Here is a 25207-nt window from a genome sequence, read left to right on the forward strand (position 1 = left end):
CAAAACAAAAGTTTTGTCCCAGTTCCCTCACTTATCCCTTCCTATTACTTATCAGACCTGAGCGGTATGACCTCCCTACTCTGGCTGGTTCTGACTCCACTTCAAAAACATCTGGTGCGCATACGCGGGCTCCGAAAAGGCGCGTTGAACATCAACGACTAGTGCATCTGAGATGTCATTGTTGTTTTCGTAATCGACCTCGCTGATCTTGATGACCGATTCTTGAATAATCGTCGCCGCTTTTTCATCCGCGACCAGGGCCTGCCAATCAGCCAAGCGCTTGGTCATGTTACGCTTGAAGTCGTTTGGCACGCGGGTCGGCCCGCCGAAGAACTGCTCTTGGGCGCGCTGCATCTCATCAAACGTGATCTGGTGATTGGCAAACCGCTGGGCGGCGAGCACCACCGGCTTTTTCTTATCATCGTCTTTCGCGAACCCCTGCACCTCGCTGATCAACCGCCGCCGCAAGTTTGCGTCGCGCTTGAGCAACTCTGGACCCTTTGCCGGATCGATCACCTGCATATTCGCCAGCGTCCCGGTCACATCAGCCACATCGCCGATCCCGATCTCAAGGGAAAAGACGTTTGCGTCAAATGGCATCCACACGTCATCGAACCTGCCTGAATAGTCTAGTAACGGGTCAATCGGGTCAACGCTGCCTGCATCGACATTGAGATGCTGGATATCTCTCTGGAAAAGACGATTATTTTTACCGATCATCACCTCCGTCGACCCCCGGGTGATCACGCCGCTCAACATCGCTTTGAAGTTTTGTGAGAACATGTTCCGCCTCCGTTATCGGTTTCCAATTTGTCAGTTCATTTTCATTCGCGGGTAGTCCCGCTTCCGGCCAGTGATGCTCAGGTTTGCGTCCTGGGATCCAGCCACCGCCATTGAAAAAGGGCACGCGCTGGGCTTTGCGCCACAATGCCTGCCAGTGAATCTTCCACACCCGCCGCGCCAATACTTGGTCTTCCACCTGATACGTCCCCGGATATGGCGCGACTTTCGGGATGTCCGTTTGGCGCGCAAGCCAGAGCGCCTTCACGCCGCGCGTATTGAGCAGAAGATAGCGTGACGGCGGCAATTTACGCAGGGCGTCTTGAACAATGGCTGTTTCGCGGGCAGCCTTTTTCTTGAGAGATCCGCGAATTCTGCCACCTTCACTTCGTAAAACTGACTCCTGGACGCTGACGGCTTCGCTGATTGTTAGCCTACCCTCCTTCACGCGTGCTAACACTCTCTCAAGCTGTGCAGATTTTGCCTTTGATACCCATCCAGCATTGGCGATCCGTCCGAGCCAACTAGCTTCTACGCCATACTGTTTCTCAGTGATCTGTGACGCTGTCTTTTCCAACTGACTGCGCGTCTCAGGATCTGCGGCAATAACGCCCGTTGCCACTTCACCCGTGAAACGGAATAACGTGGCAACGTCCCAGAATGGTTCTCTCTTCGTGTGCAATGCTGGTGTGACTTCAACAAACACACGTGTCGGCATCATCTGAACCGGATCCGCATCACCCGCTTGGGCCAGGTCCATCCCCATTTCAATAAACAACCGTTTCGTGACCCTTCCACTCTCTGGATCAAAGACGTCGTACTCACCGGCGTCAAGAATCCACACATACAATGTGAGTGTCTTCCTCAGCCTCGCCATTGACCGTTCCCCCTTTTGATTGTTTGGGAAAAGTGTAGTCTCTGATTTCTTTTTTGTCACACAATATGCTTGTGCATTTCTGATCGAACTCTGTTTGAGAATTAGTTATTTTAAAAAAATAATTCGTCGTCTGTCGTGTCATGCAAGAAGTCCTTTTGTGTCAGCGTTTAAAGCGCTTTTATTTTGGATGTAAAAAGTTGACAGTTTCTTTTGGCTGGTGCTATATTATAGCCACAGTGGAAGGGTGTTCGGTGTGGCCACACGAACTGATCTCCCGGAGACAGGCGGACCCAGCGGGGAGGGATTCCTCGAGCAAACCTAGAGTAGCTGCTATGAAGGGCATCCGAGTCAGTGGTGTCATAAATTAGGTGAGTGGGTGTTTCACAGATCTATCGTTCTACCCGCTCTACAGTTCCATCAGTACCACCGTTGTCCGGCAGTAAGCATCGAGCCTTGATCACGCTGTCGCCGTTGAAATCTGATCGCGCCAAGCCCCACAAACAAGGCGCCCGCAGTATCCTAATCTAAAATCACGCAAACACACTGGCAATGCTTAAAACGACACCTCGACCGGTGTGTTTGTTGTACATAGGGGCCAAAATATTCATTTTCGATTCTGACCTTTTTCCAAAAAAGTGAGAATCGACGAAAAATCTAAACATGCACAAAAATTCGGCCGAATTTTGGGCACTATACCCAACTGGGACAAACATAGAACGACAAAAAAAGACGTTTCGGCTCTGCGCAAGCACACGCAGAACTCGAAACGTCTTTTTTGTCGTCAACGCAATTGCTAAGCCGTCATCTTCAAGGTCATGGCATTGATCGCCACAATGACCGTTGAAAGACTCATGACCAACGCCCCGACTGCTGGGCTCAAGATGATGCCGACACCGGCAAGCACACCGGCCGCCAGCGGAATGGCGAGAATGTTGTAGCCAGCGCCCCACCAGAGATTTTGTGTCATCTTGCGCGAGGTCGCACGGCCCAGGGTCAGGAAATTCAAGATGTCCTGTGGATCCGACTTGACCAACACCACATCGGCCGAGTCGATCGCCACGTCGGTCCCTGCGCCGATCGCCACACCGATGTTGGCGGAAGCTAGGCTCGGCGCGTCGTTGATTCCGTCGCCGACCATCATCACAGTGTGACCAGCGGCTTGCGTCTCCTTCACGATACGGGCTTTGTCTTCGGGCTTGAGTTCGGCGCGAACTTCGAGGCCACCGAGCTGGGCAGCAACGGCTTCAGCAGCCGGCTGGTTGTCCCCTGTCAGCATGATCGGTGTGATGCCCATTTTCTTCAGTTGCGCAATAAACGACTTCGCGGCCGGCTTGATCTCATCTCCTTGCGCGATCAACCCGCGCACGGTCTTGTCTTCGATCAGATAGCTGACGGAATTCCCGGCACCCGCAAGCGTCTTGAATTGCGCCTTATCGTATACGATCTGGTTTTCATCCAGATAAGCCGCCGTGACGATCGCCAGCGTGCGGCCATTCACGGTGCCAGTCAGACCAACACCTTGCAGCGCCTGCACATCCTCAGCGGAAGCCGGCGTCACTTCGCGCGCCTTTGCCTCATCCAAGATGCCAGTTGCCAGCGGATGACTGGAGCTTTGTTCCAGGCCGGCAAACTCAGCAAGCACCGTCTTTTCATCGGCATCGCCAAACGCGGCCAGGGTGTGGACCTTGAAGACGCCTTCAGTCAGCGTCCCGGTCTTGTCCATGAGAATCGTGTCGATGTTTTTCGCTGATTCAAGCGCCTGCCGATCGCGGATCAAGAGGCCATGCGTCGCGGCGAGTGAAGTACTGCGCGCAACGACCAGCGGAATGGCGAGCCCCAGGGAGTGCGGACAGGCGATGACCAGCACCGTCACCATCCGCTCAAGCCCAGTGTCCAGCCCATCGATGGCCAGCCAGGTGAAAAATGCGATCAGGCCGACTGCCATTGCGGCATAAAACAGCCAGCGGGAAACGTGATCTGCCATCGTCTCAGCCTTGGACTTTTCAGCCTGGGCCTCACTGACGAGTTTGGCGACCTGTGCCAGGTACCCATTTTCGCCGGTCCCAGTGACTGTAGCCGTCAACGTCCCGTTACCATTGACCGCGCCACCAATGATGGTATCGCCGGCCTTTTTTTCGACCGCCTTGGCCTCACCGGTGACCAGTGCTTCATTGACCGCACTGGTCCCAGAAATAATGCGTGCATCCGCTGGAATCTTTTCGCCGGCCAGAATCTGAATCGTGGCCCCTTCTTGCAAATCACTGAGCGGAATGGCGCGCGTCGTGCCATTATCGACGACATGCGCGGACCCTGGCAGAAGCGCCGCCATTTTCTCCAGCGCGTTGCCTGCGCTCATCACCGCATTCATTTCGATCCAGTGGCCCAGCAGCATGATGACGATCAGGCTGGCGAGCTCCCAGAAGAAGTCCATCACATGGCCCTGCGGCGAGAGAAAATGATTGGCAATAAACGCGTAGATACTATATATATAAGCAACTGAGATGCCCATCGCGATCAGGGTCATCATAGCCGGCGCCTTGTCCTTCAGCTCCGCCTTCGCGCCTGACAGAAACGGCTCGCCGCCATAAATATAAAGGAAGGTCGAAAGAATCAACACGATCCAATCGGAGCCAGGGAAGGTGAACTGAAACGGCAGGTGTAGCCCCATGAACGGCGACAACACGAACACCGGCACGGCCGCGATCAACGAGACCCAGAACTTCTGCTTGAAATTGCTCATGTGCATGTGGCCGCCACCCGGCATCGCCATGTCCATGTCGCCATGGTCCATGTTCATGTGATCCATGCCGGCCATATTGCCGTGGCTCATATCCATATGACTCATATCATGATGATCCATGTTCATCTCGCTGTGATCCATCTTCATATGATCCATGTCGGACATCTCGTCGTGGCTCATTTGGCTATGGTCCATGCCGGGCATCTCATCATGGCTCATTTGACTATGGTCCATGCCAGACATTTCATCGTGGCTCATTTGGCTATGGTCCATGTCAGACATATCCCCATGGCTCATATCCATATGGTCCATCTCTTTATCAGCTATATTCATATCGTCGTGGGCCATCCCCGTCATGTCGCCATGAGCCATCTTCGTGTGGTCCATGTCCGCCATGTCGTCGTGTGTCATCTCGCCCATCGGCTTCTTGTCTTTCATATCGTCAGTCATGTTGGTCCTCCTTGCAGTTGCAGTCAGCTTCCTGCATCCCACCTGGCAGGCAGTCGCAGTCGACCATTTCCGGTGCGTCCGGCAGCTTCTTTGCCAGCGCGGCCTGCAGCTTTTCGATATCGCCGCGCGAAAGCGGCAACGTTTCGATCAGCTCGACCAACGTTTTGCCCCGCTTCATCGCACAAAGATGGGAAAATAGTTGGCTGGCCGTCCCATTCATCGCCGCGGTCTCCGAGATCAGCGGCTTGTAGATGAAACTGCGGCCGTCTTTGCTGGTCTCAAGCAATCCTTTTTTCACCAGGCGGCCCAGCAGCGTCTTGATCGTCGAATCTGACCAGTCGCGCTTTTGCTGAAGCAGATCGATCACTTGGTGGGCTGAAGCTTGACCAAGCGTCCAAATGATGCGCATGACCTCCCATTCCGCCGGGGTGATCTCTTCGATCGTATCTGTGTCATTCATTGCGGCGCCCTCTTTCGTTTACAGTTGTAGATCACATTTCTAGAATAGCACGTCGTTTACAGTTGTCAACGACAAAGATAAATATTTTTGTATTCCACATTTTCATCATAGCAAGCCACCCGCTCCCGATGCTGGCCAGGCGCTCGCCAGATCAGGGTAGCGCACCCTCTTTTAGTTTTTGCTTCTCAAAAGCTGCACCCGACCCAGCAGCCGCCAACACGCCCCGACGCCACCGGCCGCCTCGTATTTTGCCCCGCAAAGCTGTATCTTCAACTGTACCGATACGGCGACAGACACAGTGAAAAACAGCTGCTCATTGTTTTGCCATTTTAGGTGAAAATCATGAATGCGCTGCCAACGCCGGCGCTGTAGCAGCCAGTTCGTTCTATGAAACACGCGGTAAAAACCACCGGCACATTCTGAAAATATATGCTAAAATGAAGTTGTCAAAATTCTGTTTACAGTAGGAGGAATTACACTTATGCCATTCGTACGCGGCACAGAATTGTTCCAAGCGGCTCGTAAGGGTCACTACGCTATCGGTGCGTTCAACACCAACAACCTTGAATGGACCCGTGCTTTGCTTCAGGGTGCTCAGGACCTCAATGTCCCGATCCTGATCCAGACTTCCATGGGCGCTGCTAAGTACATGGGCGGCTACAAGCTTTGCAAAGCCCTCATCGAACTTGAAGCAGAAGCAATGAACATCACCGTTCCGGTTGTTATTCACTTGGACCACGGCGATTACGAAGCTGCTAAGGAAGCGATTGCTGCTGGTTACAACTCCGTTATGTTCGACGGCCATGATCTGCCGTTCGAAGAAAACGTTGAGAAGACCAAGGAGATCGTCAAGTTGGCACACGCCAAGGGCATCTCTGTTGAAGCCGAAGTTGGTTCCATCGGCGGTGAAGAAGACGGCGTTGTTGGTGAAGGCGAACTTGCTTCTGTTGAAGAAGCCAAGACCTTGGCTGCAACCGGCATCGACTTCCTGGCTGCTGGCATCGGCAACATCCACGGCCAGTACCCGGCAAACTGGAAGGGCCTGCACTTCGACCGTCTGCAAGAGATCGCTGACGCCGTTGATCTGCCTCTTGTCCTTCACGGTGGCTCCGGCATTCCTCAGGATCAGGTTGAAAAGGCCATCTCCATGGGCATTTCCAAGCTGAACATCAACACCGAATGCCAGCTTGCCTTTGCAAAGGCAACTCGCGAATACATCTTGGCGAACAAGGATCAGGAAGGCAAGGGCTATGACCCTCGCAAGCTCCTGGCACCTGGCACCAAGGCCATCACTGACACCTTCAAGGAGATCAGTGGCTGGATGGGCACTCGCCCAGTTAAGATGGTCCCAGAAGAGATCTAATCCCTTCTTGCGACTGCGCACCGAGGTCTAGGCCTCGGTGTTTTTTTGTCCCCAGGAAAAATAGTGTCCGTCTGACTCACCATTGTCGTCCTGGATTCTCGTCCAGCATCACCCACATACACCAAAAAACCAGCGGTCAACTGCGATCGCTGGTTTTTTTGGCGCGCGCCCAAGGGAGGTGGCGCGCATGTATACAGTTACCTTTGCGTGAAGTGAGTCGACACGAGCGGCCAGCTGGAATTGGGGGTATCCAGCGCGGCGTCTAGTCTTCCCGCTTCCGCCGCCAGCCGGCCAAGGCCAGCAAGCTCAACAAAGTGACACCCAAGACGGCAAGGACATTGTTGTGGCTGTCGCCAGTTTGCGGCAGCGTCTTATTATTCGCCACATTCTGACTCGACTGCCCGGCACTTGCGCCAGCGGTCTGGCCTGACGTTAATGCTGTCGGTTGGGTCGAAGGTTGATCCGCAGCCTTCCCCGCCGCATCACCAGTTCCAGCACCGCCAGTCAGCGGCAAAGATGGCCCATTTTCAACCGCCGCATCGTCCGCCAAAGGCTGATCGCCAGTTGAGTCTGCCACGACATCAAGTGCGATCACTTCCTCCGGCGTATCGGTGAATGTGACATCGCCGTCAGTACCCGGTGCAAAATGCCAACCAGCCGGCGCCGTTACAGTGCGCGTCGTACCAGCTTTGCCATCCATTGTTAGGGAGTCGACCACATCGCCATTTTCATCAACGAAGATGATCGTGTAGCGGTTGACAGTCGGCACATCGGTCATTGGTACCTGCGTCTCCACCTGTGGATTCGTGGTCGTCTCCTGACCAGCTGGCTCCGCGACCAATTTCGTGATCGCAGTTGCCGGCGTGTCAGTCAATTCAACATCCCCATCGAGGCCAGGCGCAAACGTCCAACCATTCGGCGCGGTGACAGTGAAGTGATTCCCTGCGTTGCCGGTGAGCGTCATGGTGCCAACGATTGTCCCATCGTATGTGACGAAGTGGACGGTGTAGGTTTCTGCGGAAGTCGGCTCGCCATTTTCCTCTTTGGTCCAGACTTGCGGATCGTCCGTCGTCTCAATGCCCTTCGGCTCCGCGACCAGTTTCGTGATCGCGGTCTCCGGCGTATCGGTCAATACGACATCTCCATCCACACCCGGGGCAAAACTCCAACCGTCTGGGGCATCCACCGTGAAGTGGTTCCCGTCATTACCGGTGAGAGTTGTGGTACCAACGATTGTCCCATCGTAGGTGATGAAGTTGACGGTATACGCTTCTGCGGAAGTCGGCTCGCCATTTTCCTCCTTGGTCCAGACTTGCGGATCGTCCGTCGTCTCAACGCCCTTTGGCTCCGCGACCAGTTTCGTAATCGCGGTCTCTGGGGTGTCGGTCAATTCACCATTGCCATCCACACCCGGGGCAAAGCTCCAACCATCTGGGGCATCCACCGTGAAATGGTTCCCCTCGTTGCCATCGAGCGTCGTTGTGCCAACAATTGTCCCATCGTATGTGACGAAGTTGACGGTATACGTTTCTGCGGAAGTCGCCTCGCCATTTTCCTCCTTGGTCCAGACTTGCGGATCGTCCGTTGTCTCAACGCCCTTCGGCTCCGCGACCAGTTTCGTGATCGGCGTTTCCGGCGTGTCGGTCAATTCAACATCCCCATCCACACCTGGGGCAAAACTCCAACCATTCGGGGCATCCACCGTGAAGTGGTTCCCGTCATTACCGGTGAGAGTTGTGGTACCAACGACCGTTCCATCGTAGGTGATGAAGTTGACGGTGTAGGTTTCTGCAGAAGTCGGCTCGCCATTTTCCTCCTTGGTCCAGACTTGCGGATCGTCCGTTGTATCAACGCCCTTTGGCTCCGCGACCAGTTTCGTGATCGGCGTTTCCGGTGTGTCGGTCAATTCAACATTGCCATCCACACCCGGCGCAAAACTCCAACCAGATGGTGCAACAACTTGATGCAGGTCTCCCGCATTGCCATCGAATGTCTCAGTTCCAACGACCGTCCCGTCGTACGTGACAAAGTTGACGGTATACGTTTCTGCAGAAGTCGGCTCGCCATTTTCCTCCTTGATCCAGACTTGCGGATCGTCCGTCGTCTCAACGCCCTTTGGCTCCGCGACCAATTTCGTGATCGGCGTTTCCGGTGTGTCAGTCAGCTCAACATCCCCGTCCACACCCGGCGCAAAGATCCAGCCATCCGGGGCATCAACTGTGTAGAGGTTCCCCACGTTGCCATCGAGCGTCATTGTACCAACAATCGTCCCATCATACGTGACAAAGTTGACAGTATATTCTTCCGCAGATGGCGCGTCTTCATTAACATCATTGAGCCAAGCTTGCGTACCATCATTCGGGACCTGGCCAGCCGGCTCCGCGACCAATTTCGTGATCGGCGTTTCCGGCGTGTCGGTCAATTCGACATTGTCATCCACACCCGGCGCGAAGCTCCAACCAGATGGCGCTACAACTTGATGCAGGTCTCCCGCATTGCCGTCGAATGTCTCAGTCCCAACGATCGTCCCGTCATACGTGACAAAGTTGATCGTATAGTGGCCGGCCGAAACAGCGGGTTCGTCGTTCTCCTCCTTGATCCAGACTTGCGGATCCGTCGTCGGCGTTTTCAACAGACTGTACGTCACATCCACAGTGGCGTCAGTCAGCGTTGAAAGATCCGTCGTCGCGCCCGGCACCGCCTGCGCGATCTGGGCCTGATCTGGAATCAGCGTCTCGCCATTCCCCAAGCTGATCGAGCGCAGCGTTTGGACCGCGTAGATTGCTTGCGGCGTCGCGACACTCGTGCCAAGCGCGTGATCGGTCACGATCTGCCAGTCGATCGTCTGCACGATGTCCGCCGGCAGTGTGGCCGCATCAACGCCCACGCCAGCCACCGCGTGAATGGTGCGTGTGGTGGTGGCCGTGCTGTTGGTCAGCAAATGCTTCACATGAATGGTCAAGGTCTGGTCCGCTGCCGCGGAAAATTCGTACGTGCCGGTTGCGGCTTGCCCGTCTGCCAAAACATATCCAGCTGGCTTGTCATCCGTCTGCCACAAAACAGTTGTGTCGGTGGCGCCAGCATATGGCGTCGATTCGCCCACCTTTTGGCCAGCCGCATCGTCATCCACATAGATGAGGGTCAGCTGCTGAGTGATCGGCGTGTACACAACAGCCAGCGTCGGTGCATTTTTAACCTCATCCGCCGGTAACGTGCCTGGCTTGAAATAGGCGACCGCGGCTGTGGACGGTGTGTAACCCTCAACGTTCGGACTAACAACCGCGTCATAGGCATCCAGTGCCGTTGCGATGCTTTCGCCAGTCGCTTCATCGGTGACCACGTGCCAATTGATCCTCTGAATCACATCCATCGGCACCTTAGACTGATCAGCGGCCGGCGCGCCAGTTGCATCGTTGAGCCGATAATCAATGGTGCGATTGGTCGTGATGGTGCCGGTGGAAATGATGTGCTTCAGATGAATTTTCACTGTCTGATCAGAGTCCGCAGTAACGGTATAGGCGCCGCTTCGATCCTGGTCCGCAGCCAAAGCGTAACCATCCGGCAGATCATCCGTATTCCAGTTGATCACCTGATCCGTGACCCCGGCCACCGCCTTCGGAGCGCCCACGATCTGACCGCCCTCGTCATCATCGACGTATTCGATCGTCAAAGTCTGGCCAGTTGGCGTATACGCAACCGTGACAGCCACATCCTTGGCCTCTTCGACAGGAACATTGCCCTGATGCAAAGCCGCTACTTCAGGCGACTCAGCCTCGTAGCCCGCAATGAGTGGACTCGCGACCGCCGCATAGAAGTCCTGCGCCGTCGCATAGCTTGTGCCAGTCGCCTGGTCCGTCACCACGTGCCACTCGATCGTCTGCAGGCTGTCCGCTGGGGCCTTGGATTGGTCGGCCGCCAGCGTCCCGTCTGCATTGTTGATCTGATAGTGAATCGTCCGCGTCGTGGTCTTCGTGCCGTTGGTGATGAGGTGCTTCAGATGAATGATTACTGTCTGATTGTTGAAGGCCGTATAAGTGTACGACCCGCTGGCATCTTGCCCATCGATCAATGCATAGCCAGCCGGTTTGTCCTCGGTGTTCCAAGAAACAGTCTCGTTCGTCGCCCCATCAATTGGATCCGAGCTCAAAACAGTTTGGCCGCCGAGATCATCGTCAACGTAAGTCAGGGTCAAGGTCTGACTATCTGGCACATAGCCAACCAGCACATCTTCCGCGTTTGCGACCTCATCCAGCGGCAATGCCCCTTGAGGCAAAACACCGACCGTTTGCGTATCCGCAGTGTACCCCGCGACAGTTGGACTGATCACCGAGGCATACGCCGACTGTGCGGTGGCAAAGCTCGCCCCTGTGGCTTTATCGGTCACAATTTTCCACGTGATATCCTGAGTGACATCGGTCGGCGCACCGCTTTGGTCGGCTGCCGGCGTGCCATCCGCCTTGATGCTCTGGTAGTGAATGGTGCGCGTCGTGGTGAGCGTGCTGTTCGTGATGATGTGCGTCACGTGGACTGTTACGGTCTGATCAGCCGCATCGGTCAAGGTGTATGAGCCCGCGGCATCTTGCCCCGCGGCCAACGTATAGCCCGCCGGTTTGTCGTCGGTGTTCCAGTCCACGTTTTCGTTGGTGACGGCATCGATTGGGTCGGAGGTAGCCACAACCTTGCCATCTAGGTCATCATCGACATATTTGATCGTCAAAGCCTTGCTATCTGGCGTGTAGGCAACTGTCACGTCCGCCGCATTCGTCACTTCCGCAGTCGGGAGCGACCCTTGTGGCAAGGTCTCGACCTCAGCTGAGTCTGCAGTATAGCCTGCGACGGTTGGGCTCGTCACTGGGGCATAGGCAGACTGCGCCGTTGCGACGCTTTCGCCCGTCGCCTCGTCGGTCACAATTTTCCACGTGATCTCCTGAACCGCATCGACCGGTGCAAGCGTCTGATCAGTCGACGCATTTCCATCCGCATCATTGATCTGATAATGAATCGTGCGCGTCGTGGTCTTCGTGCTGTTGGTGATGATGTGGGTCAGATGAACCGTGATGGTCTGATCAGCCGCACCAGTCAGCGTGTAACTGCCCGCGGCGTCTTGCCCACCGGCCAATGCGTAGCCAGCCGGTTTGTCATTGGTGTTCCAATCAACCGTTTCGGTGGTGACGCCATCGATCGGCTGCGAGCTGCCCACCATTTTGCCCGCCGCATCATCATCCACATAGGTGAGCGTCAGCTGCCGGGGCATCGGCGAGTAATACACAATCGTTGTCGGTCCATCTGTCACGTTAGCCAATGGCGTCGAGGTTTGACTTGAAATTGCAATCGATTCTAGGCTCGGATGGTACCCCTCAATTTCTGGACTAACAAACGGTTTATAGGACGGATGTGCCGTTGCGATACTCTTGCCTGTTGCCTCGTCGGTCACAACTGTCCAAAGGGTCTTCCTAGCCACCTCATCAGGTGCAAGTGACTGATCAGCAGCCGCATTTCCATCCGGATCATTGATCTGATACTGAATGAGGTCCGTCGTGGTCTTGAAACTGTAGGTGATGATGTGCTTCAGATGAATCTGAATCAACCCAGTCCCATCCACAGTGAATGGGTAGGTGCCGCTGGTGACTTGCCCATCAGCCAGCTTGTACCCGGTTGGCAAGGTGCCCGCCGTCCAGTCATATGGCGTATTGGTGGCGCCCGGAATCGTCTGAGTATCGCCCACGACCTGACCGTCCGCATCATCATCGACGAATTCGATGGTCAGATCTTTGGCGGCTGGCGTATACGTCACCGTGACGTCCGAATCAACCGCTTCACTCAACGCCACATTGCCGAGCCGCGCTTCCGCGACTTCGGCCTCGCTTGCGTCGTAGCCTGTCACGCCCGGTGTCGAGACGGCGTCATAATAGTCCTGCGCCGTGGCATAGCTTTCGCCCGTGACCTTGTCCGTCACCGTGTGCCAGTCGATCGTCTGCGTTTTTTCAGCTGGGGCCTGGGTCTGGTCGTCTGCGACCGTGCCGTCCGCATTCAGAATCTGGTAATGAATCGTGCGCGACGTCTGCGCAGTGCCAGTCGTGATCTGATGTGTCAGATGCACGGTGAAGCTCTGAAGCGCGTTTGCGTCGTCGTCAAACACCAGCGTCGCCGGCACGTCGCTGGACACAAGCGCGTAACCTTGCGCCTCGTATGCCGCGATCGCGTCCGCCGCCGAATACGTGCTGGTTTCATTCGACCCGCCATGGACCGTCTTCGTCTCAAGCGTCGTTTCAAGTGCATCATCAATAAACGAGATCTGCGCCGCCTGTTCCGCCACGAGCTCATACTGCACAATATCATTATTAAAATAGTACTGAGCCAGCCCGCCGATCGTAGCCGTCAGATTCTCATGCGTCCCGTAGTCATCATCGCTGTTGATCACACTGCGCGAATTTTCAACGAGCTCGTAGCCAGCCGGAATCAGCGCGGTGTCTGTGTCGTTGAGCGTCTGTGGAAAATCGGTCTCAGCCATGGTATCCGTCGCGGCCTGGTAAGTCTTTGCGAGATCGGGCAGGTCAACATACTGGTCGGTGCCGTTGTCGTCGACATAATGCAGGCGGGCCGTCACTTCGGCGTTTGCGGTAAAGGCAACAGAGGCAGAAGTCGAGGCAACGGAAAGATCCGGCTGATACGAATCCGCATAGTACGCCGTCTGCAGGTAGCCGACGCCGCCGATCTCGTCGAATTGATCATCGACGTTCCAGTCCAGTTCGATCCGGTCAGTAGAATTGTTCTTCGGAATCTGGGTGTATTGCAGAATCACGGATTTGACCGTTGACCAATCGGTGATCTGGTCGGCCGTGACATAACCCGCGGTGCTCGGCTGCGTGCCCTCGCCGCCCGTCACCGGTGTCTGCGCGGTCGTCGAATAAAGCACCGTGACCGTTCCAGCCGGTATCTCGGTGCCATCCGCATACGTCGTCGGCACCTTCACCGGCCCAGTCAGGTGGCCATCGACCGTGGAGCCATTACTATCGCCAACTTGCGGCAGGTTGATCAGCGCGGTCGCATGACTGACGCCTTTATCAGACGTGTTCATCATCGTCAGAAAATTCGCGACGTCCCCAGTTGAAAGCAACACATCCTGGGCCCCGGTCAAAACCGCATCCCCATCCACATTGCCCTGCGCAAGCGGCACGATCTTGGAGGTGGCAACAGAGGCGATTCCCCAAGTGCCAGGGCCGGCGACCTTATGATCTGAAAACATCACAGCGTTTTCGTCGCCATCAGTCAAACTCAGATCAGACGGTTTTTTCGAATTAGTCAGCTTGACAAGCGGCGAGGTCACATAGGCTTCATATGGATAATCGCCTGGTAAAGCATCGGCACTGTTGCTGAGGTTGACCTGGACCTTGCCAGTCTCCTGAGTCGTGACCCATAGGCCGGTGCCGGTATAGTCGATTTTGATGCCGCGCCGGCCATCCTCGGTTGTGTATTCCGTCACCGTTGCGGCCGGATCAACGCCTGAGACACCATTGAATGTCGTGGCCGCTGGGAGCACATAGTAATAGATCGGTTCAAACACGCTGAACGCGGTCTGTCCGGCATCACCCGTCGTCGACAAACTGATCAGTCCCGCCTTGATGGCCCCTGGTTCGTTCGTCGATTGATTCACATAGATCGAGACTTGTGCAATCGTGTCTTCCGCCGTGATCACAGTCTGAGTTTGGGTCACCGTTGCCGTTTGTAGGCCTGCGCTAGTCAACGTGATCGTTGTTTTCAGCTGATCACCGCGGTTGACCGGCGTGCCATCATCATAGGTAGTCGCCAGTTTACCGGTCACATAAATGCCACCGATGTCACCTTTCATGGAGTTCGCGGCGCCACTCACAGTACCCGGCACCAACAGATCCGGAGAAAGCTCGATCGTTCGAATCGCACTTCCGGTAGTTGTTAACGTCTCGCCAGGAGCCGCCACGCCACTCATCTGTGTGCCATCCGCCAACGTCAGGACATACTGGTAGTTCTGAATGCTCAGCAAATAATCCGCGCCAGCCTTGCCCGCGTTCGTCATTGGCAAAACCACACTGGTCGCTGCAAAGCCATTGGGAATCGTGATCGTTAATTTGGCGTCGGTCAGTTCAGCGATTGAAGAGGTACTGAACGTGTAGCCTTCCAGATAACCCGCATCGTTGGTGTCATCGGTATCGAGCAAGATCTTGCTGTGATCATTGTTGCTATTACCCTTGGCGGTCACGCTCGCCTTTCCCAGCAGAATCTCTGAGTCAGCCGCCGCAATGACAACCTGCCACGGGTTATCTGCCTCATCGGTCAGCACATCGCCGGCTGCATTGGTGATCTGCTTAAAAGTAGCGTTGCCTGCCGCAGTCAGAGTCTGTTCTTCCGACGTTTGGGCAACTTCAAATGCGCCGGCCAATAAATAGGGCTTGGAGTCGGTCTGCCCCCCTTTTTTCGCCGGAACTGTGATGAGCACATCCCCACCAGGAACGTCCTGGGTGATCGTCGTGCCATCGGTGAACACGTTCAGCTTATTTGTTAGGTCGCTGTCCAGCGTGAAGCCAGCCGGGACAGGAATCGTGATCGTCGTACCACCAAAATTGACAGCCGAGTTGACCCGACTATGCGAGCCGCCCTGGTCTTGGACCCCATTCCATTCATTTGCGCCGATGGAAAAAACATAAGTCGTATCCGGCAACAAGGCATCCGTATTTTTTGAAGGATACTTCAGTGTCGGCGTATCTAGGTCGAGGCCCGGGGTGAAATATTGCGTCAGGGTCACCGGCGTCTGTTCAACGCCATCAATGGTGTACGTGAAAGACTTGACCGTCGTGCCTACTTCAGTCAAACCGGCCGAGCGATCAAAACCGTTCGTATATTCATGAAGCACGATCTCCTGAGAGAAATTGCCCCCATGACTCAGAACGTTGGTCACCGTGATCGAGCCGTCCGCATTCTTCTTGGTCGTGGTCGTCCCATCCGCGGCCGGCATTTTCTCAATTTCGCTGTCGTAGGAATAAGTATCCCCGGCTGGCAAGTTCAGCGTAAACGTCGCGCTAGTCCCGGCAGGCGCAAACATGGCAAAGGTCAGCGTCACATTGCCATTATATCCATCGTTCCCAATCGTATCCCGATCCAGGCTCACCGTCCCAGTTGCCGTTTGTGCCGCAGCAACCGCCGCGACCTGCGTCTTCAGTTGAGACTGACCTTGTGCCGCCGCATTCCTAGAAGCGACAGACGCCAAAGTAGCCGTATCTGCGCTGGTGTCCGCAGAAGCGGTCACGTTATCGGTAAAAGTTTCAGTCGTGCCGGGCGTTACTGCGGAAGTACCCGTTTCCGCCGTGGCTTCTGTACCCGCGTCTGCGCTGTCCGTGGTTGAAGTCGAAGTGGTTGCCTCGACAACCCCCTTCGAATCATCCGAATCCGTCCCGGCCACCGCCGAATCCGTCTCCGAGCTCGTCGCCGCGTCAATCCCGCTCGTCGCCGAACTCGCAGCCGCACTCGTCGCCGCCGCAACCGGTGCCTGCGTCTCAGCTCCCACCAGCTGAGGCGCCTGCATCACCATTGCGCCCGAGAAGATCAGAGAGATCCCGGCCGTGACCCAGACCTTACCCATCTTGTACATCTTGAAATGGCGCTTTTCATCGTTAGTGAGCTGATCCAACCGCTTATGTGTATTCTGCATAAATAGTCCCCCAATTTTGAGATGGCGTCTGCCTTGTGTTGTCGCAATTTATAAATATCTATTCGAGTACATATTACCCAAGATCAAAATCAGCTAATGTCTAATTTCGAAAAATATTTTTGTTCGATTTGAAATAACTTCACTTTGTAAACAAGTGGGGCGAAAAGATACATTATAGAAAAAAACTAATTTCCCGCCAGCTAAATTTGCGTCTAGACCGTTCAACCCACACTTTTGTGGTCATGGTCACTCACGGGCGCCACGGCTTGTCAAGAAATGTGTCCGCGTCCCCGTTTCAATTTTAAATAACTACGTGCCACTAATTAACAAAACACCCAAAATCGGGCCAATTTTCAAAAAAATTGAATTCTGCCATCATTTTTGTCTGCGAAAACGACCAGACCCCAAAATTCACCCGCCACGACCACCCCCAAGACGGGTCAAAAATTATAATCAACTCACACCAAAAACGGCACAGAAAAAGCGCATCCCCCAAGATTGGAAGATGCGCCTCGCAATTTTCAAAAAAGGTTATGCCTGGTAACGGCTCTCGCCATCCAGGTAGGTCTCGCTCAGGCTCATGTCTGGGTTCAGGACCAGGAAATCAGCGTCGCGGCCAGGAAGAATGCTGCCACAGGTGGCATCGATCTTCGCGGACTTCGCAGGCACATAGGCGCCCATGTTGACGGCCTCTTCAGCCGTTGCGGAGTTCCAGTCGACAACGTTCTTGATCGCGTCCTTGAGCTGGAGAATGGAGCCCGCCAAGTTGTGGGTCTCGTCCTTCAAGCGCGCCGTGCCGTTTGCGACAACAACTGGGAATTCACCCAGCATGTAGTCGCCATCCGGCTGCAGGCCAGCGGACATGCAGTCGGTGACCAGCGCGATATGTTCCGCACTCTTTTCCTTGACCAGCACAGAAATGACTTCTGGCCGGACATGGTGCCCATCGGCGATCAGCTCATCGTCGACGTTCTTCATGTACATCGCGGCGCCGACCATGCCAGGTGCACGGTGCGTCAAGCCGCTCATCGCGTTGAACGTGTGGCAGAACATCGTCGCACCGGCTTCAATGCAGGCCTTGGCTTGCTCGAAGGTCGCACTGGAATGGCCCAGCGCTACGACTTTGCCATCATCGCCGGCCATGTGCTGAATGAACGGCACCGCACCATCACGTTCAGCGGCCAGGGACATCTTTTGCAAGAGGCCCTTCGCACTCTTTTGCCATTCGTCGTATTCCTCGATCGACGGGTCGCGGAAATACTTCGGGTTCTGGGCGCCTTTATGTTCCTCGGTGAAAAATGGGCCTTCGAAGTGGATACCCTTGATCTTCGCGCCTTTTTCCTCGCCGGCATGGTCGCCGATGGTCTTGCAGACGTCATTGAGCTGCTCAAACGAGCCGGTCAACGTGGTCGGCAGCCAAGCCGTGACCCCGGTCTGAAGCAGGCCTTCAGACATCTCTTCGATGCCGGCCCAATCATTGTCCATCACATCATGGCCGAGCAGCCCGTGAATATGAGTGTCGACCAGCCCTGGCGCGATCCAGCGACCGCTGTAATCCTTGATCTCGCCAGCCGGCTGCTTGCCGTAGCTCGGCACATACGCGCCAAACTTGCCGTCGTCGGTGACCTCAAGCCAGCCGCCGATCTCGGTGTTGTTTTTCAAGAAGAACTTATCTGCATGGATCCAATAACTCATGATTGATCTGCTCCTATCTGTAATCAACGTTCTGCGGCATTTACCACGTCCAGTGTAGCATGAAACCCGTTTCTGGTCTATACCAAAAAATCGATAACTGAAGACTAGTTTTCTTGTGCCAATTATTTCTTCTATATTAATGGCCACATCACCGAAAATCGCGTCGCCCAGTGTATCGCGGAAGTTGATTTTGTCATCGCTTAATCAACAACCACTCGCTATACTGAAGGCAGCCAACACGGTATCATTTTAATTGTAGGAGGTGGGCACATGACAGCCATGAAGATCGGCCAACAGATCGCGGCCCTGCGCCAAGGCAAGGCGGTGACCCAACAAACACTTGCGGATTTTCTTGGGGTCTCCAAGGCCTCGGTCTCGAAGTGGGAAAAAGATCAGACGTTTCCGGACATCACGCTGTTGCCGCTACTGGCCGCGTATTTTGGCGTCAGCATCGACACCCTGCTCAGCTACGACGCACAGCTGTCCGCCGAGCAGATTCGCCGAATCTATTCCCAGCTCAGCAAAGCCTTTCAGACCCAGCCGGCCACCCAAGTCCTCACCTCGATCACAGACCTCACCCGCCGCTATTATTCCTGCGCGCCACTTTTGTTTGAGGTTGGCCAGCTCATCCTCAACCATTTTGACCTATTACCAGGCAAAGATGCCAGCGAAAAGACTCAGACGTATGTCACCCAGGCGCGCGATCTGTTTCAGCGCTGCCAACAGCTCAGCAGCGACCCCACCGTTTTGACCAAGTCCCGCGCGGCCGAGGCCTACTGCGACCTGCAGCTGAATCAACCGGACGAGGTGCTGGCGCTGCTTGGTGAGACCGCGACCGAGACGTATCCCACCGAGGCGCTGATTGCCTGGGCGCATCAGGTCAAAGGCGAGACCCAGGCCGCCATCACCACCACCCAGGCCGCGCTGTATCAATACGTGACCATCCTGCTCAGCCAGCTGACCAATTACGCCCAGCTGATCGCCGGCAAGCCTGACCAAGTCGCGGCCACCGAAGCGCGCGGCTTGGCGCTGATCGACGCGTTTCACATCGCCGACCTCAGCCCAGTATTGCTCGTGAACTTCCTGATCTCCTGCGCCAGCGCCCGGGCGATCGGCGGGGCCACTGCCGAAGCCTTGGCCGACCTTCAGCGTTACGCCGCCCTCTTGGAAACGATGACCCTGCCCCTTGGCCTGCATGGCGATGCCTATTTTGACCAGATCGATGACTGGCTCGCCCAGACCGACCTCGGCGGGCAATTGCCGCGCAACGCCGATCAACTGCTACACGAATTGCCCAATGTGCCGTTTACCGTTCCGCCACTGGCCGCCCTGCTTGCGCAGCCCGCGCAGGCGCCGCTTGCCGCCCGCTTCACTCAACTCAAGGAGACGTTTGCCCATGCATAACTCAGAATTGTTCATGGAATACCTGCCATTTTTCATTCCGCTGATCATCTTGGAAGTCGCGCTGATGCTGACTGCGGTCGTCCACGTCCTGCGCCATCCCCATTATCGCTTCGGCAACAAGGCCCTCTGGCTCGCCATCGTGATTCTCTTTCAACTCGTTGGCCCGGTGGTTTACTTCGTCTTCGGGCGTGGTGAAAAAGCATGACCGCCGCCCTTGACCTACGCGGCGTGACCAAACAGTTTGGCGACCACCACGTGTTGCGCGGCCTGGATCTCACCGTCGAGCCCGGCCAAATTTTTGGCTTCATCGGCGAAAATGGCGCCGGCAAAACTACCACGATGCGCCTGATTCTCGGGCTCGAGCGTCCCGATGCCGGCACGCTGCAGGTGTTCGGTCAGCCCGTCACCTTTGGCCGCACCCCGACCAACAAACTGATCGGCTACCTGCCTGACGTCCCGGCTTTTTATGGCGACCTGTCCGCTCGCGAGTACCTGCGCCTGTGCGCGGCCATCACGAGCGGCGACCCCGCCGACATCGCGCCGCTTCTGCATGAAGTCGGCCTCGCCGATGACCGCCGCCACATCGCCGGCTTTTCCCGCGGCATGAAGCAGCGCCTCGGCATCGCGCAGGCCTTGTTGGGCAAGCCGCAGCTTCTGATCTGCGACGAGCCGACCTCCGCCCTGGACCCCGCCGGCCGCAACGACTTCTTGGCCCTGCTTAGCGGCCTCCGCGGCAGTTTGACCATCGTCTTGTCCACCCACATCCTGACCGACGTCGAGCGCATCTGCGACCACGTCGGCATTTTGCACGACGGCGTCCTCCAGGAACAAGGCCCCCTTGCCGATTTGAAAAATAAATACGCGCAGGCCGCCATTGCCCTGACCTTCGCAACTGAAGCGGAAACGGCCACCGCAGCCAAGATCCTGAACGTCCCGGCGACAAACACCACCACTCTCACCCTGCCCTACACCGGCGAGTATGCCCCTGCCGCCACCCAGGTGATGGCGGCGCTGGCCCAGTCCGGCGTGGCGCCTTTGACTTTCGCCCGCGTCGACCCGACGCTCGATCAAGTCTTCATGGAGGTGATCAGATGAGCATGAGCTGGCTATTTTTCAAAAAAGAATGTCTGACGTTCTGGCGAAGCCGGCGCGCGCTGATCATGCTGGTGGTGTTCGCCGCGCTCGGGATTCTGTCGCCACTGATGGCAAAGCTGACTCCCGAGATTCTCAAATTGTCCGGCGCGACCGCGGCCCTGAGCGCCCTCATTCCGAAGGCCGATTCCGCCGCCAGCTGGACCCAGTACTACAAAAACATGAGCCAGATCGGCCTGCTCGTCTTCGCCATCGTCTTTGGCACCAGCGTTTCCGGCGAGCTCAAGGACGGCACCCTGATCAACCTCGTCACCAAAGGCCTCCCGCGCCGGGCCGTGATCCTCGGCAAAGTCGCCCTGGCCATCCTGACCTGGCTCGGCAGCGTCACCCTCGCCTTTTTGATCAGCTGGGCGTATACCGCTTATTATTTTCCTGATCACAAGTCCCCACACCTGCTCGCCGGCCTGGTCGCCCTCCTCGTGTTCGGCCTCCTGCTTTCCGCCGTCCTCATCTTCGGCTCCAGCCTTGGGCAAAATAGTGCGGCGGGGCTGCTCACCGGCGTGGGCGCTTACGCGGGACTCGCGATTCTAAACCTGTTCAAGAGTTGCCAGCGCTTCAACCCATTGTCGCTACTCACCGATAACATGACCCTGACCACAGGCGGCGAGACGCTCAGCCATTACACGCCGGCCATCGTGATCACCATTGTCGCGACGGCCCTGCTCACATGGGCCGCGGTGCGCGTGTTGGAAGAGAAACGGCTGTAATTTTTCCACATAAAAATGACCCTCACCGTTTTTGACAGCGGCGAGGGTCATTTTGAATTTTGAATTAGTCTTCTTCACTGCCGAGCAGGTACTTGGCGCCAAATGCCGCCAAGACCGCACCGACTTCTGGGGCGAGAATGTAGAGCCACAGATGAGACAGCGCCGAGCCACCGGCAAAGATCACCGGGCCAAATGAACGGGCCGGGTTCAAAGACGCGCCGGTCAGGTTCAGGGCAAAGATGATCAGCAGGGCCAGCGCCACGCCGATCGCGATGCCGGCAAAGCGGCTGTCGCCAAACTTCTTGGAGGTCACCGACAAGATGATCATCAAGAACAAGAAGGTCGCCAGGGCTTCAACGAAGAATGCCATGCCCGCGCCAATTTTCGGAAAATCGGTCTGGCCGAGGCTGGCTGTGGACAGGCCAAGCGATGCGACGCAAGCCTTCACGATGCCGGCCGCCACCGTTGCCCCGAGGAACTGGGCAATGATGTACGTGATCGCTTCAACGGCATTCACACGCTTGTTGATCCACATCGCAGTCGTCACAGCTGGATTGAAATGGCCGCCCGAGATGCCGCCAAACGCATAGGCAGACACCGTGATCGACAGGCCAAACGCCAGCGCGATGGTCAACACGTCGCCTTTTGCAATGACGACGCTGCTGGTCCCGATAAAGATCAACATGAACGTGCCCATAAATTCAGCACAGAATTTTTTTAACAAAACGAATCGCTCCTTTGACACCTAGGATATGTACCCTTCCACCTTACCTTATTGAGGCCATGAATGAAACTGGAAGGGCGCGATTCGCGCAAGAAATAGAGGGGCGATCTCAGGGGAAAGGCGGCCGTCACTCGCGATACGTCAACTTATAATACGGCGTTTCCCTCATCATCCGCGCAAGGTCTTCCAACTCAGCGCGGCGTTCCGGCGTGTAGATACCCTTCTCACGATCCATGAACTCCTTATACTGCGCTTCGTCCATTTCGATGGTGAGGCGGTGTATGCTAAACGGCTTATCCATGTCGAGTCCCCCCTTTAGTTTTGTGAGGTCAGTATATCAGAGCCGCCAAGTAACTTGTCAAGCGAAAAATAACCCCGAAGAAAAATTCTTCGGGGACTCAAATTCTTTAATATAAATATTTTCCCAGCATCTAACGATTCAAAACATAACGTCCATCACAACCTCAGCTTTGTCGCCAGTGCCGTCACCGGATCCTCATTATTTGTGACATCCAGCACCAGCCCGGCCGCCTCTTTCACCGCCGGAATCGCATTGGCGACCGCAACACCGAGGCCGACTTTGCGAATCATGCTCAAGTCGTTGGAATTGTCGCCCAGCGCGATGATCTCATCCGGTGCGATGCCGATGCGCGCGCCCAGTGCGATCGCCGCGTCGCCCTTGTCGATGCCCGCCGGATTGAACTCAACATAGCGATTTGAGGAAAAACTGACAGTGGGCTGATAATCGATCGTCTTTGCGACCTCATCGCGCAGGGCTTCCCGCATTTTCATCTCGGGATGCTGAAAGATCACCTTCGCAATGTCGCGGCCGGCAAAATCCTGCAGGTCGCTCGCGTGGAATTCAGTGAAGGCCACCTGGCGATTGGCCAAATAGCCGAGCTCGACCGGATTTGGCCGCGTCACATAGACATGATGGAACGTGTAGACATGCGCACAATAATCCGGATGCGCCATCGCGAGCTGGAAGATCTGGTCCGCGACCTCAAACGGCAACGGCTTCGCCAAAACGATCTCGTTGTGGGCATTATCCACAACCGCCCCGCCATTATAAGAGATCACATATTGGCCGGCCTCGCCGCGGGTGCCGAGGTCATCCAGCAGCCGCTGCACCGACGCGAACCCGCGGCCGGTGTTCGGCACGAATTTGATGCCCTGGCGCTTCAGCCGCGCGATGGTCTCAAGATCGCGCGCCGAGACCGACCCGTCATCCTTTAATAGACTTTCATCAAGATCGCTGACGATCATTTTATACATGAGAAAAACTCCTTATTTGTTCAACGTAAATGTGAGGCGTACCGGGTTGTGATCAGAATATTCAAAACCGGTATCGGTGACCGCCACGGTATGCGCCGTAATATTCGGCGACAGAATAAACCCATCGATCAATGTGACAAATGATTTTGCCGAATACGGCTTATCCAATCCGCGGGCAGATGGCACCTTGGCCTCTGCCAACCCCATCGTCGGCATGTAGAAGCCCTTTGGCAACTGGTCATGCGGGAACGGATGCGTCCAAGTCTGAGGCTTGCTGCTGGTGCCGAAGATCTTCGGCGTGTCCGGCAGTGGCGTGTGATTATAATCACCAGCCACGATCACATAATCGCCACTGGCATACGCCTTTTTAATATAGGCGAACAGCGTATCGAATTGGGCCTGCTGGACCTCACGTTTTTTCGTGAAGGCCGACATGTGGATATTGATCAGCTGAAGCGTTTTGCCGCCTTCGACCCTGACCTTCGTCGCCGTGAACGCCCGGTCCAAATCGATGAACCGCCCGAGGCCATTATCGATTGGCAACTTGTACCGCCGCGCGCTCGTAACCCCGGCACTGACCAGCGTCACGAGGCCGGATTTGGCTTTGCCGATCGGGTCCGTGAACGGGTAGAACAGATACGGCGAGTCGTAGTTCGGGCCGTAGACCGCCGTGTGCGTCCCCTTGAACGCATTTTCCAACTTGGTGACCTCATTGACATGCTGCGAGCGGTCCCCATCCCAGTCGACTTCTTGGAAAAATGCGATGTCGGGGGCATCCGTTTCGGTGGTCTTGATGATTCCATCGAGGCTGGCATTCACGGCCTTTTTGGAATAAGCGCGCGAATATTTGCCGCCATCCATGAAAAATGAATAGCTCGGTGGATACGAACCGTAGCCGATGTTATAAGTCTGTGCGGTGTAGGTCTTGCCGGTCTGAAGCTCGCCTGTTTGCTCGTGCTTGGCGGTCAGCGGCAGGTCGTCGGCCATGCGGTGATACGCGGAAAATAGGTAGATCAGGTAGCCGCCAAACGCGATGACCACCGCGCCGAGCAGGGCCAACAGGATCTTCCACCAGCGATGTTTTTTCTTCATAATTGTCTCCCCCTCTAGCGTGCGGGCGGGTCGCCCACAAAAACGTCCGACTTTTAGGATAATCTAATCCGGCAAATTGTGCCACCTTGGCGATGTAAATGTGCGTTAATGCAAAGTACCTTTGTTTGATGTTTCGGCCGGGTGGACTCTCGGGTGGGCTCCGGGCAGAACTGGCTGGAACGCTCCCAGGCAACTTTATGCCCGCGAAGTTCGCGGTCATAAAGCTTGCCTTCGGTGTAAGCGGCACAGCCGCTAACACCGACGAGGGGGCTGAGCCGGTTCTGCCCTCCGCCCACCCGAGAGCCCACCCTCACATCCTACAATAAAGGGACTTTGCGGAACGATTTACGTCACCAGGCACATTTTGCCGCTTATTTTATATCCTAAAAGTCCGCATTCGTAGCCACTCCGTCTGTTGACTCGGCCATGCTTTTCACGAAGACAGATTTTCTCCATCCTCTGCACACCAGCTTCTCGCGTATTGCGCCCCCCAAACCGCACAAAAAAACCACTGGTAGGGGGCCAGTGGCGTTTGGAGGAGTTCACAAGTTAGGGGACTTGTGAGTATTTTGTCAGATCGCATTAGGGGGGTGTGATCCGACGTTTGCAATGCGGATAGGGGGTCTGCATCGCTTTGGTGCGTGATCTTCGATTGGGGGTCGAAGATCGTCAGGGGTTTGGCGGCCGCAAGTTAGGGGGACTTGCGACCAAGGGTTTGCACGCCCGGCGACTTAGGGGGATCGCTGGCGGTGCACTCGCGATATTAGGGGGTATCACGAGATTGGAGGAGTTTTTCATGAAGTTGC

General features: G+C 55.7%; 15 protein-coding genes. 5 read left to right on the plus strand and 10 right to left on the minus strand.

All coding sequences use genetic code 11. The features are described 5' to 3' along the window. Positions 1 to 75: 75 nt before the first annotated feature. The 4 genes from JUE67_RS07005 to JUE67_RS07020 form a co-directional block, all read right to left on the minus strand. Positions 76 to 783, minus strand: coding sequence for a hypothetical protein (locus tag JUE67_RS07005; protein WP_203626598.1), 708 nt, complete (start codon positions 781 to 783; stop codon positions 76 to 78). Next, the gene (locus JUE67_RS07010; protein WP_203637091.1) at positions 710 to 1630 is read right to left on the minus strand and encodes a hypothetical protein; all 921 of its coding nucleotides are present in this window, start codon (positions 1628 to 1630) and stop codon (positions 710 to 712) included. Before JUE67_RS07010 ends, JUE67_RS07005 begins: the two co-directional genes overlap by 74 nt. 820 nt (positions 1631 to 2450) lie before the next feature. Beyond that, positions 2451 to 4655, minus strand: a complete 2205-nt coding sequence (locus JUE67_RS07015; protein ID WP_203637103.1) for a heavy metal translocating P-type ATPase — start codon at positions 4653 to 4655, stop codon at positions 2451 to 2453. A gap of 184 nt (positions 4656 to 4839) precedes the next feature. Beyond that, positions 4840 to 5307 carry a CopY/TcrY family copper transport repressor gene (locus JUE67_RS07020; protein ID WP_203626596.1) on the minus strand — a complete coding sequence of 156 codons (468 nt, stop codon included), beginning with the start codon at positions 5305 to 5307 and terminating at the stop codon, positions 4840 to 4842. Positions 5308 to 5788: 481 nt separating this feature from the next. Here JUE67_RS07020 and fba point away from each other — a divergent pair, with 481 nt between their 5' ends. Then, complete coding sequence (gene fba, locus JUE67_RS07025; RefSeq protein ID WP_125697697.1) at positions 5789 to 6670, plus strand: class II fructose-1,6-bisphosphate aldolase; 882 nt, start codon at positions 5789 to 5791, stop codon at positions 6668 to 6670. Positions 6671 to 6932: 262 nt separating this feature from the next. Here fba and JUE67_RS07030 read toward each other — a convergent pair whose 3' ends face one another. Then, positions 6933 to 16352 (minus strand): mucin-binding protein, encoded by a 9420-nt coding sequence (locus JUE67_RS07030; protein ID WP_203637092.1) that lies wholly within the window; start codon positions 16350 to 16352, stop codon positions 6933 to 6935. Between the two features lie 531 nt (positions 16353 to 16883). Next, positions 16884 to 18047 (minus strand): N-acetylglucosamine-6-phosphate deacetylase, encoded by a 1164-nt coding sequence (gene nagA, locus JUE67_RS07035; RefSeq protein ID WP_203626594.1) that lies wholly within the window; start codon positions 18045 to 18047, stop codon positions 16884 to 16886. Between the two features lie 270 nt (positions 18048 to 18317). Here nagA and JUE67_RS07040 point away from each other — a divergent pair, with 270 nt between their 5' ends. The 4 genes from JUE67_RS07040 to JUE67_RS07055 are packed head-to-tail and all read left to right on the plus strand — an operon-like array spanning position 18318 to position 21310. Next, positions 18318 to 19451 carry a helix-turn-helix domain-containing protein gene (locus tag JUE67_RS07040; protein WP_203626593.1) on the plus strand — a complete coding sequence of 378 codons (1134 nt, stop codon included), beginning with the start codon at positions 18318 to 18320 and terminating at the stop codon, positions 19449 to 19451. Continuing rightward, entirely contained in the window at positions 19444 to 19656 is a 213-nt protein-coding gene (locus JUE67_RS07045; RefSeq protein WP_203626592.1) for a PLDc N-terminal domain-containing protein, read from the plus strand. The genes JUE67_RS07040 and JUE67_RS07045 overlap by 8 nt, the downstream gene beginning before the upstream one ends. Continuing rightward, the gene (locus JUE67_RS07050) at positions 19653 to 20546 is read left to right on the plus strand and encodes an ABC transporter ATP-binding protein (RefSeq protein WP_203626591.1); all 894 of its coding nucleotides are present in this window, start codon (positions 19653 to 19655) and stop codon (positions 20544 to 20546) included. Before JUE67_RS07045 ends, JUE67_RS07050 begins: the two co-directional genes overlap by 4 nt. Further along, the gene (locus JUE67_RS07055; RefSeq protein WP_203626590.1) at positions 20543 to 21310 is read left to right on the plus strand and encodes an ABC transporter permease; all 768 of its coding nucleotides are present in this window, start codon (positions 20543 to 20545) and stop codon (positions 21308 to 21310) included. Before JUE67_RS07050 ends, JUE67_RS07055 begins: the two co-directional genes overlap by 4 nt. A gap of 64 nt (positions 21311 to 21374) precedes the next feature. Here the strand turns inward: JUE67_RS07055 and JUE67_RS07060 are convergent, their stop codons facing one another. From JUE67_RS07060 to JUE67_RS07075, 4 genes are all read right to left on the minus strand, one after another. After that, positions 21375 to 22007, minus strand: a complete 633-nt coding sequence (locus tag JUE67_RS07060) for an MIP/aquaporin family protein (RefSeq protein WP_203626629.1) — start codon at positions 22005 to 22007, stop codon at positions 21375 to 21377. A gap of 154 nt (positions 22008 to 22161) precedes the next feature. Further along, positions 22162 to 22335: a hypothetical protein gene (locus JUE67_RS07065; RefSeq protein WP_203626589.1), complete on the minus strand. Its 174-nt coding sequence runs from the start codon at positions 22333 to 22335 to the stop codon at positions 22162 to 22164. Positions 22336 to 22490: 155 nt separating this feature from the next. Further along, positions 22491 to 23309 carry a Cof-type HAD-IIB family hydrolase gene (locus JUE67_RS07070; RefSeq protein WP_203626588.1) on the minus strand — a complete coding sequence of 273 codons (819 nt, stop codon included), beginning with the start codon at positions 23307 to 23309 and terminating at the stop codon, positions 22491 to 22493. Positions 23310 to 23321: 12 nt separating this feature from the next. Beyond that, positions 23322 to 24401, minus strand: a complete 1080-nt coding sequence (locus JUE67_RS07075; protein WP_203626587.1) for an endonuclease/exonuclease/phosphatase family protein — start codon at positions 24399 to 24401, stop codon at positions 23322 to 23324. Positions 24402 to 25207: the final 806 nt, after the last annotated feature.

Origin of the sequence: Lacticaseibacillus mingshuiensis, from assembly GCF_016861785.1 — a bacterium.
In the GTDB taxonomy this organism is placed as follows: domain Bacteria; phylum Bacillota; class Bacilli; order Lactobacillales; family Lactobacillaceae; genus Lacticaseibacillus; species Lacticaseibacillus mingshuiensis.

Coding starts and splice junctions, on each gene's coding strand:
- fba (WP_125697697.1), top strand. CDS start 5,789: ATGCCATTCGTACGCGGCACAGAATTGTTCCAAGCGGCTCGTAAGGGT.
- JUE67_RS07045 (WP_203626592.1), top strand. CDS start 19,444: ATGCATAACTCAGAATTGTTCATGGAATACCTGCCATTTTTCATTCCG.
- JUE67_RS07015 (WP_203637103.1), bottom strand. CDS start 4,655: ATGAGCCACGATGAAATGTCTGGCATGGACCATAGTCAAATGAGCCAT.
- JUE67_RS07030 (WP_203637092.1), bottom strand. CDS start 16,352: ATGCAGAATACACATAAGCGGTTGGATCAGCTCACTAACGATGAAAAG.
- JUE67_RS07040 (WP_203626593.1), top strand. CDS start 18,318: ATGACAGCCATGAAGATCGGCCAACAGATCGCGGCCCTGCGCCAAGGC.
- JUE67_RS07020 (WP_203626596.1), bottom strand. CDS start 5,307: ATGAATGACACAGATACGATCGAAGAGATCACCCCGGCGGAATGGGAG.
- JUE67_RS07075 (WP_203626587.1), bottom strand. CDS start 24,401: ATGAAGAAAAAACATCGCTGGTGGAAGATCCTGTTGGCCCTGCTCGGC.
- JUE67_RS07005 (WP_203626598.1), bottom strand. CDS start 783: ATGTTCTCACAAAACTTCAAAGCGATGTTGAGCGGCGTGATCACCCGG.
- JUE67_RS07065 (WP_203626589.1), bottom strand. CDS start 22,335: ATGGATAAGCCGTTTAGCATACACCGCCTCACCATCGAAATGGACGAA.
- JUE67_RS07055 (WP_203626590.1), top strand. CDS start 20,543: ATGAGCATGAGCTGGCTATTTTTCAAAAAAGAATGTCTGACGTTCTGG.
- JUE67_RS07060 (WP_203626629.1), bottom strand. CDS start 22,007: ATGGGCACGTTCATGTTGATCTTTATCGGGACCAGCAGCGTCGTCATT.
- nagA (WP_203626594.1), bottom strand. CDS start 18,047: ATGAGTTATTGGATCCATGCAGATAAGTTCTTCTTGAAAAACAACACC.
- JUE67_RS07070 (WP_203626588.1), bottom strand. CDS start 23,309: ATGTATAAAATGATCGTCAGCGATCTTGATGAAAGTCTATTAAAGGAT.
- JUE67_RS07050 (WP_203626591.1), top strand. CDS start 19,653: ATGACCGCCGCCCTTGACCTACGCGGCGTGACCAAACAGTTTGGCGAC.